Annotated in this window: 16 protein-coding genes; 1 reads left to right on the top strand and 15 read right to left on the bottom strand. The window is 59.8% G+C overall.

Annotated elements, in window-relative coordinates; all coding sequences use genetic code 11:
• Positions 1 to 187: 187 nt before the first annotated feature.
• Positions 188 to 1,843: a precorrin-3B C(17)-methyltransferase gene (gene cobJ, locus ACZZZU_RS14790; RefSeq protein WP_463551034.1), complete on the top strand. Its 1,656-nt coding sequence runs from the start codon at positions 188 to 190 to the stop codon at positions 1,841 to 1,843.
• Here cobJ and ACZZZU_RS14785 read toward each other — a convergent pair.
• The 15 genes from ACZZZU_RS14785 to ACZZZU_RS14715 form a co-directional block, all read right to left on the bottom strand.
• Complete coding sequence (locus tag ACZZZU_RS14785) at positions 1,827 to 2,732, bottom strand: SdiA-regulated domain-containing protein (RefSeq protein ID WP_463551033.1); 906 nt, start codon at positions 2,730 to 2,732, stop codon at positions 1,827 to 1,829. The two genes, cobJ and ACZZZU_RS14785, sit on opposite strands and share 17 nt — an antisense overlap.
• A gap of 161 nt (positions 2,733 to 2,893) precedes the next feature.
• Complete coding sequence (gene glmS / locus ACZZZU_RS14780; RefSeq protein ID WP_463551032.1) at positions 2,894 to 4,744, bottom strand: glutamine--fructose-6-phosphate transaminase (isomerizing); 1,851 nt, start codon at positions 4,742 to 4,744, stop codon at positions 2,894 to 2,896.
• A gap of 10 nt (positions 4,745 to 4,754) precedes the next feature.
• Positions 4,755 to 5,525, bottom strand: a complete 771-nt coding sequence (locus ACZZZU_RS14775; RefSeq protein ID WP_463551031.1) for a DeoR/GlpR family DNA-binding transcription regulator — start codon at positions 5,523 to 5,525, stop codon at positions 4,755 to 4,757.
• A gap of 178 nt (positions 5,526 to 5,703) precedes the next feature.
• Entirely contained in the window at positions 5,704 to 7,062 is a 1,359-nt protein-coding gene (gene glmU, locus ACZZZU_RS14770) for a bifunctional UDP-N-acetylglucosamine diphosphorylase/glucosamine-1-phosphate N-acetyltransferase GlmU (protein WP_463551030.1), read from the bottom strand.
• Between the two features lie 178 nt (positions 7,063 to 7,240).
• Positions 7,241 to 7,666 carry a F0F1 ATP synthase subunit epsilon gene (locus tag ACZZZU_RS14765; protein ID WP_122449889.1) on the bottom strand — a complete coding sequence of 142 codons (426 nt, stop codon included), beginning with the start codon at positions 7,664 to 7,666 and terminating at the stop codon, positions 7,241 to 7,243.
• A gap of 44 nt (positions 7,667 to 7,710) precedes the next feature.
• A complete protein-coding gene (atpD, locus tag ACZZZU_RS14760; RefSeq protein WP_122449890.1) occupies positions 7,711 to 9,087 on the bottom strand; it encodes a F0F1 ATP synthase subunit beta in 1,377 nt (458 codons plus the stop codon).
• A gap of 30 nt (positions 9,088 to 9,117) precedes the next feature.
• Complete coding sequence (atpG, locus tag ACZZZU_RS14755; protein WP_122492288.1) at positions 9,118 to 9,978, bottom strand: F0F1 ATP synthase subunit gamma; 861 nt, start codon at positions 9,976 to 9,978, stop codon at positions 9,118 to 9,120.
• 61 nt (positions 9,979 to 10,039) lie between these two features.
• On the bottom strand, positions 10,040 to 11,584 hold the full coding sequence (gene atpA / locus ACZZZU_RS14750; RefSeq protein WP_122492287.1) for a F0F1 ATP synthase subunit alpha: 1,545 nt from the start codon (positions 11,582 to 11,584) through the stop codon (positions 10,040 to 10,042).
• 21 nt (positions 11,585 to 11,605) lie between these two features.
• Positions 11,606 to 12,142, bottom strand: coding sequence for a F0F1 ATP synthase subunit delta (locus ACZZZU_RS14745; RefSeq protein WP_122449893.1), 537 nt, complete (start codon positions 12,140 to 12,142; stop codon positions 11,606 to 11,608).
• Between the two features lie 14 nt (positions 12,143 to 12,156).
• Positions 12,157 to 12,627 (bottom strand): F0F1 ATP synthase subunit B, encoded by a 471-nt coding sequence (locus tag ACZZZU_RS14740; protein WP_122449894.1) that lies wholly within the window; start codon positions 12,625 to 12,627, stop codon positions 12,157 to 12,159.
• A gap of 54 nt (positions 12,628 to 12,681) precedes the next feature.
• On the bottom strand, positions 12,682 to 12,939 hold the full coding sequence (gene atpE, locus ACZZZU_RS14735) for a F0F1 ATP synthase subunit C (protein ID WP_002555987.1): 258 nt from the start codon (positions 12,937 to 12,939) through the stop codon (positions 12,682 to 12,684).
• Positions 12,940 to 13,063: 124 nt separating this feature from the next.
• The gene (atpB, locus tag ACZZZU_RS14730; protein WP_122492286.1) at positions 13,064 to 13,933 is read right to left on the bottom strand and encodes a F0F1 ATP synthase subunit A; all 870 of its coding nucleotides are present in this window, start codon (positions 13,931 to 13,933) and stop codon (positions 13,064 to 13,066) included.
• 16 nt (positions 13,934 to 13,949) lie between these two features.
• On the bottom strand, positions 13,950 to 14,354 hold the full coding sequence (locus ACZZZU_RS14725) for a F0F1 ATP synthase subunit I (protein ID WP_122492285.1): 405 nt from the start codon (positions 14,352 to 14,354) through the stop codon (positions 13,950 to 13,952).
• A 170-nt stretch (positions 14,355 to 14,524) separates the two neighbouring features.
• The gene (locus ACZZZU_RS14720) at positions 14,525 to 15,397 is read right to left on the bottom strand and encodes a ParB/RepB/Spo0J family partition protein (protein WP_463384326.1); all 873 of its coding nucleotides are present in this window, start codon (positions 15,395 to 15,397) and stop codon (positions 14,525 to 14,527) included.
• A 9-nt stretch (positions 15,398 to 15,406) separates the two neighbouring features.
• Positions 15,407 to 16,195 (bottom strand): ParA family protein, encoded by a 789-nt coding sequence (locus tag ACZZZU_RS14715; protein ID WP_122492283.1) that lies wholly within the window; start codon positions 16,193 to 16,195, stop codon positions 15,407 to 15,409.
• Between the last annotated feature and the right edge of the window lie 3 nt (positions 16,196 to 16,198).

Genomic DNA, 16,198 nt, shown 5'->3' with positions numbered 1-16,198 from the left:
TAAGCGTTTCGCCGCCGCCCTCTCCCCCAGCCCCTCTCCCGCCAGCGGGCGAGTGGAGCTAATCGGTGATTGGTTTGGAACCGTATTCGCAGACCCACCACAATTCAGTCCCCTCGCCCCTCGGGAAGAGAGTTAGGGAGAGGGGGCCGGACAACCCCCACCTCTCCCGCCGACCACCGGAGCCCCAATGTCCCCCGCCATCATCATCCTCGGCACCGGCGCCCTGACCACCGCACGGCGCATTCAAGCGTTATACCCAGAGGCGCAGGTGTACGGCCTTAACGAGCGCGTAAGCGCCGATATCGGCTACAGCGATTTCGGCAACACCCTCCGTGAGCTGTACCAAAGCAACCGCCCGATCATCGCCCTGTGCGCCGCCGGCATCGTCATCCGCTGCCTGGCGCCACTGCTGCAAACCAAAGGCGCCGAACCGCCTGTGCTCGCCGTCGCCGAAGACGGCAGCGCCGTGGTGCCGCTGCTGGGCGGCCTCGCTGGCGTGAACACGCTGGCTCGCGAGATTGCCGCTGAGCTGGCCGTGGCGCCGGCCATCACCACCAGCGGCGAGCTGCGCTTCGACACCTGCGTGCTCAACCCGCCAAGTGGCTATGTGCTGGGCGATATCGAGCAGGGCAAGCGCTTTGTTTCCTCCCTGCTCGGCGGGGAAAACGTGCGTATCGAGGGCGACGCGCCCTGGCTGGAACACGCGCGCCTGCCACTGGCCGGCGATGCTCAGCTGCGCATTCGTATCAGCACGGACGCCAATGGCGGCGCCGACGAATTGCTGATTCACCCGCGCAGCGTGGTGGCGCTCAACCCGCCGGCTAATGCGCAAGCAATCGAACACAGCCTGAGCGCAGCCGGCATCAGCGCCCTCGCCCTCGCCTGCCTGCTGTGCACCCGCGATCGAATGATCGACAGCGCCTTGCTGGCCACCGCCGAACAGCTCGGTGTGCCCCTGCGCTTCAGTGACGACCTGGCCCTGAGCGACGCGCACCGTCTGGTGGAAAGCGAAGGCCTGCGGCTGGCGGTTGCCAACCAACCCGTGGTTATCCACAGTCTCGGCCAGCCCCGTGGCCGGCTTACCGTGGTAGGCCTTGGACCCGGCGCCGCCGCCTTCACCGCGCCGGCGGTGAAGCGTGCCCTGGAAGAAGCCGAAGACGTGCTCGGCTACGAAACCTACGTGACCATGGCCGGCCCGTTCCGCCCGGACCAGGTGCTGCACAACAGCGACAACCGCGAAGAACTCGCGCGCTCACGCCACGCCTTCGAATTGGCCGCGAGCGGGCGGCGGGTGGTGGTGGTGTCGTCTGGCGACCCGGGCGTATTTGCCATGGCCGCCGCCGTGCTGGAAGCGCTGGAAGCCAGCAGTGACGCGCACTGGCATGCCGTTGAATTGCAGGTGTTGCCCGGCGTGTCCGCCTCGCTGGCCACCGCCGCGAAAGCCGGCGCGCCATTGGGTCATGACTTCTGCATGATCTCGCTCTCGGACAACCTCAAGCCGTGGGAGGTGATCGAGCTACGGCTGAAACACGCCACCCTCGCCGACCTGGCGCTGGCCTTCTACAACCCGATTTCCCGCGCCCGCCCGTGGCAGTTGGGCCGTGCGCTGGATGTGGTGCGCGAACAACGCAGCCCCGAAACGGTGGTGGTGCTCGGCCGCGACATCGGTCGCCCCGCCGAAGCGCTGAGCGTGACCACACTCGGCGAGCTGACTCCGGAAATGGTCGACATGCGCACGATGGTCATCATCGGTTCCAGCACCACCCGCCGCTTCGCCAAGGCCGGCAGCACGGTGGATTGGGTGTATACGCCGCGGTCGTATCCGGCTAATCGCTCTTCTTGAACCGATAAAACAGGTTCGGCTCGCTGACCAGAAACAGATCGCCATTGCTGCCCATGGCCATGCCTTCGGCCTGCGGAATGTCGGCTTTCAGGCCCTGATTGCCGGCGCGCAGGTTGAGGCTGCTGAGCGGCTCGCCCTTCTGATCCAGCTCGATGACCATTTTTGATTCGTCCGAGAGCGCCCACAGGTGCTGGCTGCCCACGTCGTAATAGAGGCTGGACAGGTCGGTGAGAAACAGGCGCTTGTCGCGCTCGGGGTCGGTACGCACCTGCAGGCGCAGAGGGCCGGGGGCGTGCTGCATAAAGCCGCTGATCTCAAAGATTCGCATGGGGTCGCGTTCTTTGGCGATGAACAGGCGCTGGTTGGCCGAGTCGTATGCCAGGCCCTCGAAGCCTTTGTTTTCTTCGCCGACGCTGCTGAGGTCGAGCTGGTGGGCGTTAATGGGATCGTTGATGTTGATAACCGTGGTGTCGGCGTTCACATGCACTTCGGTGAGCCGGCGTCGGCGTTCCTCGACGATCACGTACACGCCGGGGCGGATGTACTCGATGGCTTCCGGGTCTTTGAAACCTTCGAGGGGAATGCGCCGCAGCACGTCGCCTTCCAGCGACAGTTCAAGGAAGTGCGGCCGTTGGTTGGTGACGCTGACCAGGGTGTTGCGCTCGGGGTCGTACGACAGCGCCGACACATTGGTTTCGCTGCCAATGGTGCGACCTTCGATGTCGACGTAATAACCCGGCAGCCGTTGCGCGCTGGCGGGGTTTTCCGCTTGTTCAAGCTGAAACCAGACACGCTCGAAGTAACGGTTGTGCTGGGCCATTGCCGCAGTGCTGACCAGCGCCAAGGCCAAACAGCCCTGCACCGCTCGGGAAGCAAACAGGCCTTTCATTTCACGCTCCGCTCTAGCTGAAGTGCCGCCGAGTATGGCGGGCGGCTATTACAGGATGAGTTGTAATAGTTAACCGCAGGTTTCAGAGGCGAAGCAGGCCGAATAGTTCGTTGTGCGGGACGAAGCGGCTGTGGATAAGTGTTATCCACAGCCGCTTTCGGTTATTCCACCGTCACGCTTTTTGCCAGGTTGCGCGGCTGGTCGACGTCAGTGCCGCGCAGCACCGCCACGTAGTACGAGAGCAATTGCAGCGGCACGGTGTAGAGGATCGGCGCCAGCGCATCGCAGATGTGCGGCATGTTCACCACATGCGTGCCTTCGCCATTGCTCATGCCGGCCTGGCCGTCGGCGAATACGATCAGCTCGCCGCCACGGGCGCGCACTTCCTGCAGGTTCGATTTGAGCTTTTCCAGCAACTCGTTGTTCGGCGCCACGGTCACCACTGGCATGTCGCTGTCGACCAGCGCCAACGGGCCGTGCTTGAGCTCACCAGCCGGATAAGCCTCGGCGTGGATATATGAAATTTCCTTGAGCTTCAGGGCACCTTCCATGGCCACCGGGTATTGCGCACCACGGCCGAGGAACAGGGCGTGGTGTTTTTCGGCGAACAGTTCGGAGATTTTCTCCACCGTGGCATCCATGGCCAAGGCTTCACCGAGGCGGGTTGGCAAGCGGCGCAGGTCGTCCACCAGGCCGGCTTCGACACCGGGCGCCAGGGTGCCGCGAACTTGGCCAAGGGAGAGCGTCAACAGCATCAGCGCAACCAACTGGGTGGTGAACGCCTTGGTGGAGGCGACGCCGATTTCCGGGCCGGCTTGGGTTAGCAGCGTCAGGTCGGACTCGCGCACCAGGGAGCTGATGCCCACGTTGCAGATGGCCAGGCTCGCCAGGTACCCACCCGCATCTGACGGTTTGGCTTTGCCGTTGCGCAGGGCGGCCAGGGTGTCTGCGGTTTCACCGGATTGCGAAATGCTGACGAACAACGTTCCCGGCTGCACCACCACTTTGCGGTAGCGGAATTCGCTGGCGACTTCGACCTGGCAGGGAATGCCGGCCAATTCTTCCAGCCAGTAACGGGCGACCATACCGGCGTGGAAGCTGGTGCCGCAGGCGACGATTTGCACGTTCTGCACTTTGGCAAACAGCTCGGCAGCTTGAGGGCCGAATGCCTGAACCAGCACGTGGTCAGCGCCCAAGCGGCCTTCCAGAGTGCGTTGCACCACCACCGGTTGTTCGTGAATTTCCTTGAGCATGAAATGGCGGTAAGCGCCTTTGTCGGCCGCTTCGGCGCCTTCGTGGTACTGCACGCTTTCGCGCACCACGGGCTCGCCGGCGACGTTCCAGATGTGCACGCTGTCGCGGTGGATTTCAGCGATGTCGCCTTCTTCCAGGTACATGAAACGGTCGGTGACCTGGCGCAGTGCCAATTGGTCGGAAGCCAGGAAGTTTTCCCCCAGGCCCAAGCCGATCACCAGCGGGCTGCCGCTGCGGGCGGCAAGCAGACGGTCGGGTTGCTTGGCGCTGATCACGGCCAGGCCATAAGCGCCGTGCAGGTCTTTAACGGTGGCTTTGAGCGCCACGGTGAGGTCGCCCAGCGCTTTCAATTTGTGGTCGAGCAGATGGACGATCACTTCGGTGTCGGTGTCCGAGGTGAACACGTAACCCAGTTCCTGCAGCTGTTTGCGCAGCACTTCGTGGTTTTCAATGATGCCGTTGTGCACCACGGCCAGGTCATTGCCGGAGAAGTGCGGGTGGGCGTTGCGCTCGCTCGGCGCACCGTGTGTGGCCCAGCGGGTGTGGGCGATGCCCAGGCGGCCGGCGAGCGGTTCGGCGGTCAGCGCTTGTTCCAGCTCGCCAACCTTGCCGACGCGGCGACGGCGTTCGAGCACGTTGTCGTTGCTGAAAACGGCCAGCCCTGCGCTGTCGTAGCCGCGGTATTCCAGACGTTTCAGGCCTTCCAGCAGGATGGCGGTGATGTTGCGTTCAGCCACTGCGCCGACGATGCCACACATACATTTCTCCTTAAGCTTGCAACGCCGCGCAGATCACATTGACCCCACGCGCGGTGATGGATGCGCGCGTCTCAAGGTCGAGACGGTCATCGGTGATGAGGGTTTGGACGCTGCTCCAGGGCAGTTCCAGGTTGGGAATCTTGCGGCCGATTTTGTCGGACTCGACCATAACGATGACCTCACGGGCCACCTCAGCCATGACGCGGCTCAGGCCCAGCAATTCGTTGAACGTGGTGGTGCCGCGCGCGAGGTCGATACCGTCGGCGCCGATAAACAATTGGTCGAAGTCGTAGGAACGCAGCACCTGTTCGGCGACCTGGCCCTGGAACGATTCGGAGTGCGGGTCCCAGGTGCCGCCGGTCATCAGCAACACGGGTTCATGCTCAAGCTCGCTAAGGGCGCGGGCGACGTTCAGAGAATTGGTCATGACCACCAGACCGGGCTTGTGACCGAGCTGGGGAATCATGGCGGCAGTGGTGGTGCCGCTGTCGATGATGATGCGCGCGTGTTCTTTGATACAGGCGACGCCAGCGCGGGCGATGGCGTGTTTGTACTGGGAAACGGGCTGCGCACTGTCGGCGATTAACTCCTGCGGCATGGGGATCGCGCCACCGTAGCGGCGCAGCAGCAAACCGTTGCTTTCAAGAGCGGCGAGGTCTTTGCGAATGGTGACTTCGGACGTGCTGAACGCTTTGGACAGCTCATCGACACTCACCTCGCCGTGCTCGGAAAGCAGGGCGAGGATGGTGTGGCGACGTTGCGGCGTGTTGCGCTTTGACATGCGTTAAGTTTCGATTCGAAAGATAAGTGCGCGAATCAAAACAAAACGAAGGTTTTGCGTCAAGCGTGAAGTTTCGGGTTCTGTAGGAGCGAGCTTGCTCGCGAACCGATTTCTGCCACGAACGGCTAAATCAGAAGCTTCGCGAGCAAGCTCGCTCCTACGCGCCTACCTCAAGCTTCTACTTCTTGACGGGACGCTTCCATCCTTCGATGTTGCGCTGTTTGGCACGGCCAACGCCGAGGGTTTCGGCAGGAATGTCGGCGGTGATCACGGAGCCGGCGCCTGTGGTGGCGCCGTCGCCGAGGGTGACCGGCGCTACCAGTGCGCTGTTGGAGCCGATAAAGACGTCGGCGCCCAACACGGTGCGGTGCTTGTTGGCGCCGTCGTAGTTGCAGGTGATGGTGCCGGCGCCGATGTTGGTGCGGGCGCCGATTTCAGCATCGCCCAAGTAACTCAGGTGGCCGGCTTTGGCGCCTTTGCCCAACACCGCGTTCTTAAGCTCGACGAAGTTACCCACATGGGCCTTGGCGCCTAGAACCGAGCCGGGACGCAAGCGGGCAAACGGGCCGCAGTCGGCGCCTTCGCCCATCTCGGCACCTTCCAGGTGGCTGTTGGCTTTGACGATGGCGCCGTTGCGCAGCGTGCTGTTTTTGATCACGCAGTTGGGGCCGATCTGAACGTTGTCTTCAATGACGACGCGGCCTTCGAGGATGACGTTGATGTCGATGAGCACGTCGCGGCCGACGGTAACTTCGCCGCGAACGTCGAAACGAGCCGGGTCGATCAGCGTGACGCCTTGGGCCATCAGGCGGCGGGCGGCACGGTATTGATAGTGACGCTCAAGTTGCGCCAGTTGGATGCGGTCGTTAGCGCCGAGTACTTCCATCTCGTCGGTGGCTTGCTCTGTGGCGACCACCAGCCCATCGGCGACGGCCATGGCAATGACGTCGGTGAGGTAGTACTCGCCCTGGGCGTTGCTGTTGGACAGTCGACCCAGCCACTCGGCCAGGCGCTTGCCGGGTACGGCGAGAATGCCAGTGTTGCCTTCACGGATGGCGCGTTGGGCGTCGTTGGCGTCTTTGTGCTCGACGATGGCCTGCACGCTGCCCTGCGCGTTGCGCACGATACGGCCGTAGCCCGTGGAGTCGGCGAGCTCAACGGTGAGCAGGCCCAGTTGTTGATCGGTGACCAGTGCCAGCAGGCGCTGCAAGGTTTGCTCTTCAATCAACGGCACGTCGCCGTAGAGAATCAGCACTTTCTCAGCGCTCAGTTTGGGCAGCGCCTGGGCCACGGCGTGGCCGGTGCCTAGTTGTTCGGCTTGCAGCACGAAGGAGAGGTCGGCAGCGGCCAGCTGCTCGCGAACCTTGTCGGCGCCATGGCCAATCACCACTTGCAGGCTGCTGGGCTGCAGCTGGCGGGCGGTGTCGATAACGTGTCCGAGCATGGACTTACCGGCGATGGGGTGCAGCACTTTCGGCAATGCCGAACGCATGCGGGTGCCTTGGCCGGCGGCGAGGATGACGATATCGAGTGACATGGGGCGGGGTCCTGAGCAGGTTGAAAATGGGGTTCGGCGAACGGGGTGTTCAGCGAGAAGTGCGCAAGAACTATCAGTAGCGATGAGCGTGCCCGGTGGGGCGAAACGCCAATTTCTGAAAAAGAAAAAGGGTAGCCAAGGCTACCCTTTTACTCGATCGCGATGAAGCGCTGCGGGGTTAGCCGCCGAACTTCTTGCGAATTTGCTGAACGGTGCGCAGCTGAGCTGCAGCCTCGGCCAGACGGGCAGCGGCGGAACCGTAGTCGAACTCCGCGCCTTTCTCATGCAATGCTTTCTCAGCGGCCTTAACGGCCTCTTGAGCGGAAGCTTCATCCAGGTCGTCTGCACGTTGCACGGTGTCGGCCAAAACCTTAACCATGTTCGGCTGCACTTCCAGGAAACCACCGGAGATGTAGAACACCTCGGTGTCGCCGCCTTGCTTGATCAGGCGAATCGGGCCCGGCTTCAAAGCAGTGATCAGCGGGGCGTGACCCATGGCGATACCAAGATCACCCAAGAGACCGCTCGCTACCACCATCTCGACCAGACCGGAGAAGATTTCGCCTTCTGCGCTGACGATATCGCAATGGACTGTCATAGCCATTTGCTTGCCTCAACCTGATTAGCGCCCGTTTCCGGGCGCTGGGATTACAGTTTCTTGGCTTTCTCGATAGCTTCTTCGATGCTGCCGACCATGTAGAACGCTTGTTCTGGCAGGTGGTCGTAGTCACCGTTGAGGATGCCTTTGAAGCCAGCAATGGTGTCTTTCAGGGAAACGTATTTGCCCGAAGCACCGGTGAAGACTTCAGCCACGAAGAACGGCTGCGACAAGAAGCGCTGAATCTTACGAGCGCGGGATACCAACTGCTTGTCGGTTTCCGACAGCTCGTCCATACCCAGGATCGCGATGATGTCTTTCAGCTCTTTGTAGCGCTGCAGAACGTACTGAACGCCGCGAGCGGTGTCGTAGTGGTCCTGGCCAATTACGTTCGGATCCAGCTGGCGCGAAGTCGAGTCGAGTGGGTCGACCGCTGGGTAGATACCCAGGGAGGCGATGTCACGGGACAGAACGACGGTGGCGTCCAAGTGGGCGAAGGTGGTCGCTGGCGACGGGTCGGTCAAGTCGTCCGCTGGTACGTATACCGCTTGGATCGAGGTGATCGAACCTTGCTTGGTCGAAGTAATACGTTCTTGCAGAACGCCCATCTCTTCGGCCAGGGTCGGTTGGTAACCTACTGCAGAAGGCATACGGCCCAGCAGTGCGGATACTTCGGTACCGGCGAGGGTGTAACGGTAGATGTTGTCGACGAACAGCAGAACGTCGTTACCTTCGTCACGGAATTTCTCGGCCATGGTCAGACCGGTCAACGCTACGCGCAGACGGTTGCCTGGTGGCTCGTTCATCTGACCGTAGACCAAGGCTACTTTGTCGAGAACGTTGGAGTCCTTCATCTCGTGGTAGAAGTCGTTACCCTCACGAGTACGCTCACCCACACCAGCAAACACGGAATAACCGCTGTGCTCGATGGCGATGTTACGGATCAGCTCCATCATGTTTACGGTTTTACCAACACCGGCACCACCGAACAGACCAACCTTACCGCCTTTGGCAAACGGGCAAACCAGGTCGATAACCTTGATGCCAGTTTCCAGCAGGTCGTTGCCGCCAGCTTGTTCCGCGAAGGAAGGAGCCGGGCGGTGAATGCCCCAGCGCTCTTCTTCGCCGATCGGACCGGCTTCGTCGATTGGGTTGCCCAGTACGTCCATGATGCGGCCCAGGGTCGCTTTACCGACCGGTACCGAAATGGCTGCGCCAGTGTTGTTGACGTCTAGACCGCGCTTCAAGCCTTCGGTCGAGCCCATCGCAATGGTACGAACCACGCCGTCGCCCAGCTGCTGCTGAACTTCGAGGGTGGTTTCGGCGCCTTGAACTTTCAAGGCGTCGTAGATGCTCGGAACCTGATCACGTGGGAATTCCACGTCAATCACGGCGCCGATGATTTGTACGATACGTCCGCTACTCATAGCTGGATCCTCTGAATATTTGAACCGGTATCAAACCGCGGCAGCGCCGCCAACGATTTCCGAGATCTCTTGGGTGATCGCCGCCTGACGTGCCTTGTTGTAGATCAGCTGCAAATCGCTGATCAGATCACCGGCGTTGTCAGTCGCATTCTTCATCGCGATCATCCGGGCTGCTTGTTCAGCAGCGTTGTTCTCGACCACCGCCTGGTAAACCTGCGACTCCACGTAGCGCACCATCAGGCCGTCAAGCAGCTCTTTGGCGTCGGGTTCGTAGAGGTAATCCCAGTGATGCTTGAGATCTTGATCCGGATCGGCTTCCAGCGGAATCAACTGCTCCACTGTCGGCTTCTGCGTCATCGTGTTGACGAACTTGTTGGAAACCACGGACAGGCGATCAATACGGCCATCCAGGTAGGCATCCAGCATCACCTTGACGCTGCCGATCAGATCATTGATCGACGGCTCTTCGCCCAGGTGGCTGATTGCAGCGACGACGTTACCGCCGAAGTTGCGGAAGAACGCCGCACCCTTGCTGCCTACTACGCAGATATCGATCTCTACGCCGTTCTCGCGGTTTACCGCCATGTCCTTGACCAAGGCCTTGAACAGGTTGGTATTCAAGCCACCGCACAGACCACGGTCACTGCTCACTACCACATAACCGACGCGCTTAACTTCGCGGTTGATCATGAACGGGTGGCGGTATTCCGGGTTAGCGTTGGCCAGATGACCAATCACCTGGCGGATACGCTCCGCGTAAGGACGGCTGGCAGCCATGCGCATTTGTGCTTTGCGCATCTTGCTGACAGCGACCTTTTCCATGGCGCTGGTGATCTTTTGCGTGCTTTTGATGCTCGCAATCTTGCTGCGAATCTCTTTTGCGCCTGCCATGCAACACCTATATAGGTACACCTATCGGCTAGCAGGATGGGGGCCGCAGCCCCCATCGCACTTACCAGGTTTGGGTGGCTTTGAACTTCTCGATGCCGGCTTTCATGCCTGCGTCGATTTCGTCGTTGAAGTCACCCTTCACGTTGATCTTGGCCATCAGATCGGCCAAGTCGCGGTTGAAGTAAGCAATCAGAGCCTGTTCAAAGCTGCCGATTTTCGCGATCTCGACGTCGACCAAGTAGCCACGCTCGGCGGCATACAGGGACAACGCCATGTCGGCGGTGGACATCGGCGCGTATTGCTTCTGCTTCATCAGCTCGGTAACACGCTGACCATGCTCAAGCTGCTTACGGGTGGCTTCGTCCAGGTCAGAAGCGAACTGGGCGAAAGCCGCCAATTCACGGTACTGAGCCAGAGCGGTACGGATACCACCGGAGAGCTTCTTGATGATCTTGGTCTGAGCAGCACCACCAACACGCGATACCGATACACCGGCGTTCACTGCCGGACGGATGCCGGAGTTGAACATCGCCGATTCCAGGAAGATCTGACCGTCGGTGATGGAAATCACGTTGGTCGGAACGAACGCGGAAACGTCGCCAGCTTGGGTTTCGATGATCGGCAGAGCAGTCAGGGAACCGGTTTTGCCCGTTACGGCGCCGTTGGTGAACTTCTCTACGTACTCTTCGGATACGCGGGATGCGCGCTCCAGCAGACGGCTGTGGAGATAGAACACGTCGCCTGGGTAGGCTTCGCGGCCTGGCGGACGGCGCAGCAGCAGGGAGATTTGGCGATACGCCACAGCCTGCTTGGACAGATCGTCATAAACGATCAGCGCGTCTTCACCGCGGTCACGGAAGTATTCGCCCATGGTGCAGCCGGCGTACGGCGCAATGAATTGCAGCGCAGCGGATTCGGAAGCACTGGCCGCGACGATGATGGTGTTAGCCAACGCGCCGTTTTCTTCCAGTTTGCGAACCACGTTGGCGATGGTCGATTGCTTCTGACCGATCGCTACGTATACGCAACGGATGCCGCTGTTCTTCTGGTTGATGATGGCGTCGATGGCCAGAGCGGTTTTACCGATCTGACGGTCACCGATGATCAGCTCACGCTGACCGCGACCAACCGGGATCATGGCGTCGACGGCCTTGTAGCCAGTTTGCACTGGCTGGTCGACCGATTTACGCCAGATCACGCCCGGTGCAACCTTTTCAACCGCGTCGGTAGCGACGTTGTTCAGCGGGCCTTTACCGTCGACAGGGTTACCCAGAGCATCGACTACGCGACCCAGCAGTTCCGGACCAACCGGAACTTCGAGGATGCGGCCGGTGCACTTGGCGCTCATGCCTTCAGCCAGCGACTGGTATTGCCCCAGAACCACGGCGCCGACGGAGTCGCGCTCAAGGTTCATGGCCATGCCATAGACGCCGCCCGGGAACTCGATCATTTCACCGTACATAGCGTCGGCGAGACCGTGAATACGCACGATACCGTCGGAAACGCTGACGATGGTGCCTTCGTTGCGGGCTTGGGAGGCCACATCGAGCTTGTCGATGCGACCCTTGATGATTTCACTAATTTCGGAAGGATTGAGTTGCTGCATTGCTCTGCTGCCCCTTCAAACTCAAAGTTTCAATGCTTCGGCTAGTTTCGCGATTTTGCCGCGAACTGAGCCATCGATAACCAGGTCGCCGGCGCGGATTACGACGCCACCAATAAGGCTGGCATCCTCCGCAGCGTGCAGGCGCACTTCCCGGCCGAGCCGTGCACTGAGAACCTTGGCGAGTTTGTCTTGCTGTTCGTCGTTCAATGCAAAAGCACTGACTACATCCACATCGACCGATTTTTCCTGCTCGGCTTTCAACAGCTCGAACAATTCGGCGATTTGCGGCAGCAGCGCGAGACGATTGTTCTCGGCTAATACCTGGATGAAGTTCTGTACCTTGGCATCGAACTTGTCACCACACACCTCAATGAAGGCGGTGGCCTTGTCTGTACTCGTCAAACGCGGGGCCGTGAGCACGCGCTGTACGGTGGCGTCTTGCGACACCTCCGCAGCCAGGCCGAGCATGGCTGACCAATTGGCCAGTTGCTGGTGGGCCTGAGCGTACTCAAAAGCTGCCTTGGCGTAAGGTCGGGCCAACGTGGTCAGTTCTGCCATGATCGCGCCCTCGCTTAAATTTCGGCTGCCAGTTTGGAAACCAGCTCCGCATGCGCGTTTTGGTCGATAGTGGCGCCCAGGATCTTCTCAGCACCGCTGATCGCCAAGCCACCCAGTTGGGCACGCAGGGCGTCTTTGACGCTGTTCAGTTCCTGTTCGATCTCGGCCTGAGCCTGAGCCTTCAGGCGCTCACCTTCGACACGGGCCTGATCGCGAGCTTCGTCGACGATCTGGGTAGCGCGCTTTTTGGCTTGCTCAATGATTTCAGCTGCCTGAGTTTTGGCTTCGCGCAGTTGCTGACCCACTTTCTCGTGGGCGAGCTCCAAATCGCGAGCCGCACGGCTTGCAGCGTCCAATCCATCAGCAATCTTCTTTTGACGCTCTTGCAAAGCCGCGATGACCGGAGGCCACACGTACTTCATGCAAAAGAGCACAAAGATGAAGAAGGCAACGGACTGGCCAATCAGGGTTGCATTAATGTTCACGCCAACACCTCGCTCGTTCGTTGTCCGTCAAACCAATCACTCAAAAAAGAGTGATTAGCCTGCAAGTTGACCAACGAAGGGGTTCGCGAAGGTGAAGAACAGTGCGATACCAACACCGATCATGGTCACGGCGTCCAGCAGACCAGCGACGATGAACATTTTAACTTGCAGCATCGGAACCATTTCCGGTTGACGCGCAGCGCCTTCCAGGAATTTGCCGCCCAGCAGGCCGAAACCAATGGCGGTACCCAGGGCACCCAGGCCAATCAGCAGAGCTACGGCGATCGCGGTCAGACCAACTACAGTTTCCATCTTTCCTCCCGACTTTTTATGTCGTATTGGTTAGTTTTTAAGGTAAAGCGGTAAAGCAAACTTGCTCGCCCTTGCGGGCTGCGGCCCCAGGCAGAGGCCGCTCACTGCCAGCGCTTGCGCGCTATCAGTGGTTGTCTTCGTGCGCCATCGACAGATAAACGATGGTGAGCATCATGAAGATGAACGCTTGCAGGGTGATGATCAGAATGTGGAACACCGCCCATGCCCACTGCAGCGCCACACCCAGGCCGCTCAGCCACAACAGACCACTGCCGAACATCACAGCGATCAGAATGAACACCAGCTCACCGGCGTACATATTGCCGAACAACCGCAGTGCCAACGAAATAGGCTTGGCAATCAGGGTGACGAACTCCAGCAGGAAGTTAACCGGGATCAGAAGGATCTGAACGGCGATGTTCTTACTGCCGAATGGGTGCAGGGTCAGTTCACCGATGAAGCCACCGATGCCTTTGACTTTGATGCTGTAGTAAATAATCAGCGCGAACACAGAGAACGCCATGCCGAGGGTGGCATTCGGGTCAGTGGTGGATACAGCGCGGAAAGGAATGTGGTGATCGCCGGAGATCAGGATGGCCAGTTGTGGAATCCAGTCCACAGGCACCAGGTCGACGGCGTTCATCAGGAACACCCAGACGAAAATGGTCAGAGCCAGGGGCGCGATAACCTTGTTGCGGCCGTGGAAGCTGTCCTTAACGCTGGTGTCGACGAATTCGATCATCACTTCAACGAAGTTCTGCAAACCGCCAGGCTGGCCGGAAGTGGCTTTCTTTGCAGCCATGCGGAACAACAGGATGAAGATCAGACCCAAGGCTACGGACCAGCCCAGGGTGTCTACGTGAAAAGCCCAGAAGCCCATTTCTTTGGCTTCTTGTGCAGTGTGGGCAAAGCCCCAATCGCCGCTTGGCAGTTTCCCAAAGGTCAGGTTCTGCAAGTGGTGCTGGATGTAGCCCGAAGCGGTCTGTTCTGCCATGTGTGCCTCAAACGCCCTAAGGTCTCAAAAATCTTGTTGTAAGCAGGGGAGCGAACCAATTGACCAACTGGGTCAGAAGGAAAACGCCAAATACCGCCAGCGCATCCAGAGGCTTCACCCCTGCAAAGGTCAGTGCAAACAGCACTGCCGTCAGAATCAATTTGCCCGCTTCGCCGGCATAAAAAGACCGGACTATCGCTTGGGCTGCCCGGGCTCCGGTGAATCGGAAGGCCTTATGGGCAAAGTAAATATTCGGTAACCAGGCAATCAAACCGCCGAGCGCGCCAGAGTAACCACTTACCGCGCCGCGCCATTGCCACAAAACGACGGCTGCGATTAGCAATACGACGAGTTGAACCAACAACACGGGGAACACCGGCAAACGATGGAAGGGCAGGCGGTTGGGCGTGCGGGCATCCATCAACTATCTCCGGCTTTCGGCCTCTGGTGTCTGCCGCTGTAAATCAACGACTTGGCATAGTTTGTGCCGACAAAATGCGCGCAGAGTATAGGGGGCGTTCCCCCCCTATTCAACTGCCCGGTAGTGATTTCCGACTACACGCTACATGACTAATTATGTCGGGAAAGGCTTCACTTGATGTGGGCCAAGACGCCTTGTAACTCGTCTAACGAGTTGTAGCGGATGACCAACTGACCCTTACCCTTCTGTCCATGCTTGATCTGTACCGGCGAGCCCAGCCGCTCTGCGAGGCGCTGTTCAAGCCGACTGATGTCAGGATCGGCTTTAGGAGCTGTAGTCGGTTTCTCTTTTGTGCTCATCCACTGACGAACCAGTGCCTCAGTTTGGCGCACGGTTAGCGCTCGTGCGACAACGTGTCGCGCCCCTTCGACCTGCTGTTCTGCCGGTAAACCGAGCAGCGCGCGGGCGTGGCCCATTTCCAGATCACCGTGGGAAAGCAGCGTTTTGATTTCCTCGGGAAGGGAGATCAGACGCAGCAAATTGGTGATGGTGACGCGCGATTTGCCGACCGCTTCAGCGACTTGCTGTTGGGTCAGTTGGAATTCTTGCTGCAACCGCTGCAAGGCTACGGCTTCTTCAATCGGGTTGAGGTCTTCGCGCTGGATGTTTTCGATCAGTGCCATGGCAATGGCCGCTTCATCCGGCACTTCGCGAACCATGGCCGGAATCTTGTCCAGTCCGGCTTGCTGGCTGGCACGCCAACGGCGTTCACCGGCGATGATTTCAAACCGGCCATTACCGATTGGGCGCACCACAATCGGTTGCATCACGCCCTGGGCGCGGATGGACTGCGCCAGCTCTTCGAGGGCAGTAGCGTCCATGTCACGGCGCGGTTGGTATTTGCCGCGCTGAATCAGATCCAGTGGCAGGTATTGCAGCTCACGGGTGTCGACGTGCGCGGCTTCTTCTTGCAAAGCATTAACGCTGGTTCCGCCCAGCAGGGCGTCCAGTCCGCGTCCGAGACCTCGTTTTTTGCTGGCCATGGATAATCCTTATGCTTTTGCGGTTCGGGTGGCGCTGCGCTGACGCCGGGACAATTCACCGGCCAGTGCTAAGTAGGCGAGGGCGCCACGGGATTGCTTGTCGTACGCCAAGGCAGGCATGCCAAAACTCGGCGCCTCGGCCAGGCGCACGTTGCGGGGAATAACGGTGTCGTAGAGCTGGTCGCCGAAATGCGCTTTTAGCTGGGCGGACACATCGTTGGTGAGGCTGATGCGCGGGTCGTACATGGTGCGCAGCAGACCTTCGATTTTCAGCGAAGGATTAAGCAGCTTGCCGATGCGCTGGATCGAGTTGACCAGATCAGTCAGCCCTTCGAGCGCGTAGTACTCGCACTGCATCGGAATGATCACGCCGTCAGCGGCCACCAAGGCGTTGACCGTCAGCATGGACAGTGAAGGCGGGCAGTCGATGAGGATGTAATCGTAATTTTCGCGGATCGGTGCCAGCGCTTCGCGTAGACGGTGTTCCTTCGCCGGCATATGCAGCAACGCCACCTCGGCGGCGGTCAGGTCGCGGTTCGCCGGAAGCAGCTGATAACCACCGTGCTCGGAAAACTGCATGGCTTGCGCCAGGTCGCATTCGCCAATGAGCACGTCATACACCGAGTGCTCCAAAGCCAACTTATCCACACCGCTGCCGGTGGTGGCATTGCCCTGTGGATCCAGGTCGATGAGCAGCACACGGCGCTTGGTCGCCACCAGCGATGCAGCGAGGTTGATGCACGTGGTGGTTTTGGCCACACCGCCTTTCTGGTTGGCGATGGCGATTACTTTAGCCATGGT

This window comes from Pseudomonas sp. AC136 (genome assembly GCF_979258585.1).
This window is presented reverse-complemented; position numbering and strand designations above follow the sequence as displayed.